This is a genomic window from Dactylosporangium sp. NPDC000521, assembly GCF_042898305.1.
Lineage (GTDB): Bacteria > Actinomycetota > Actinomycetes > Mycobacteriales > Micromonosporaceae > Dactylosporangium.
Genome location: NZ_JBIAYW010000060.1, coordinates 1 through 1,576, shown reverse-complemented (window position 1 = coordinate 1,576; position 1,576 = coordinate 1). Strand labels below are relative to the sequence as shown.

Annotated in this window: 2 protein-coding genes; both read right to left on the bottom strand. The window is 68.1% G+C overall.

The annotated features are described in order from the left end of the window. Positions 1–41: 41 nt before the first annotated feature. Positions 42–1,088 (bottom strand): IS3 family transposase, encoded by a 1,047-nt coding sequence (locus ACFY3L_RS54525; RefSeq protein ID WP_389343934.1) that lies wholly within the window; start codon positions 1,086–1,088, stop codon positions 42–44. Continuing rightward, positions 1,064–1,495, bottom strand: a complete 432-nt coding sequence (locus tag ACFY3L_RS54520) for a hypothetical protein (protein WP_389343931.1) — start codon at positions 1,493–1,495, stop codon at positions 1,064–1,066. The genes ACFY3L_RS54525 and ACFY3L_RS54520 overlap by 25 nt, the downstream gene beginning before the upstream one ends. Between the last annotated feature and the right edge of the window lie 81 nt (positions 1,496–1,576).

Genomic DNA, 1,576 nt, shown 5'->3' with positions numbered 1-1,576 from the left:
CGGAACCTGTCAAGTCAAGTGAGACAGTTTCTTGATTTTGTTTAGCTTTGTGCTGGTGGAGGGCTGGTCGCTGCCGTGGCGGTGATCTGTTCGAGGTCGTAGTCGTCTGGTTTGTTGATCCATGCCCGGTTTGGCAGGCGGGGCGGCTGCGGGCGGCGTCGACCGAACCGTTCGGGGTGCGCGACCCAGGCGGCGTCGAGGGTGCGTTGCCGCTGTTGGCGGACCTGTCCGGCGGTGCCGTGATGGACCGAGGCCGGGGTGTGCAGGCCGATCCCGGAGTGTCGGTGCTCGTGGTTGTAGTAGGTGTAGAACGCTTCGCAGTGCTGCCGGGCGTGCTGGATCGACCCGAACCGCTCCGGGAACGTCGGGTCGTACTTGAGTGTCTTGAAGCTGGCCTCGATGAATGGGTTGTCGTTGGAGGTCTTGGGCCGGCTGTGGCTGCGGCCGATCTTCAGGTCGGTCAGCAGTTGGGTGAGAGTCTTGCTGGTCATCGCCGCGCCGCGGTCGGCGTGCACGGTCAGCTGGTCCGGGTCGACGCGTTCGCGGGCGGCGGCGTCAGCGATCAGCGCTTCGGCAAGCTGGCCGTCCTCGTAGGCGGCGACCAGGTGCCCGACGACGTAGCGGGACCAGATGTCGATCACCGTGTACAGGTGGAACCACACGCCCTTGACCGGGCCGCGGAGCCGGGTGATGTCCCAGCTCCAGACCTGATTGGGTGCGTCGGCCACAAGTTCGGGCTTGGTGCGGGCCGGGTGTGTGGCCTGGGCGCGGCGGTCGCCGGTCTGTCCGGCGGCGCGCAGGATCCGGTACATCGTGGATTCCGAGCACCACCAGCGGCCCTCGTCGAGCTCACGGGCCCACACCTGCGCCGGGGACAGATCGGCGTACTCGGGCCGGTTCAACAGGTCCAGGACTTGCCGGCGTTCCACATCGGACAGTGCTGACGGCGGCGGTTTGCGGGGTCCCCACGGCTTCGACTGGGCGGTCGGGTTGCGGCGCCGGTAGAGCGTCGCGCGGGACAGGCCGGTCAGCCGGCACGCCGCGGCGACACCCCACAGGTCGGTCAGCGCCTGCTGCGCCTCGGCCAGGACGGGGTCGGCGCCGGCGCGGTGTCCGCGCTCTCGGAGAGCAGTTCCAAGAGCGCGTGCGCTTTTCCCATGATCTGCAACGCGGTCTCGGTCTTGGCGAGCTTGGCCTGCAGCCGGGCGTTCTCCCGCTGCAGACGGGCAAGTTCGGCGTTCTCGGCCTTCTTTGCTGCCCGTGCGGCCGCTTGACGGTGGTCTGTCAGGCCGGCCGCGGCTCCGGCGTCGCGGGCCTTGCGCCAGTCCAGAATGTGTGATCCGTACAGCCGTTCCCGGCGCAGGATCGCCCCGCGAGCCGCCGCGTCCGGCGCCGCGTCGTACTCGGCCAGGATCCGTGCTTTGAACTCTGCGGTGAATGTCCGCCGTTGGGGCCGGGCGTCCGGATCCGGGCTCGAACTGGGCTTCGACGTCATGCTGATGATCTCTCCTCGCAACCGTCCAGGAAGAGTATCCCCTGGTAGACGGGCTGTCTCACATCAGCGTGACAGGGAGGG

What these genes read in the sequence shown, in the direction of transcription:
- ACFY3L_RS54520 (WP_389343931.1), bottom strand. Translation starts at nt 1,495, where the DNA reads ATGACGTCGAAGCCCAGTTCGAGCCCGGATCCGGACGCCCGGCCCCAA.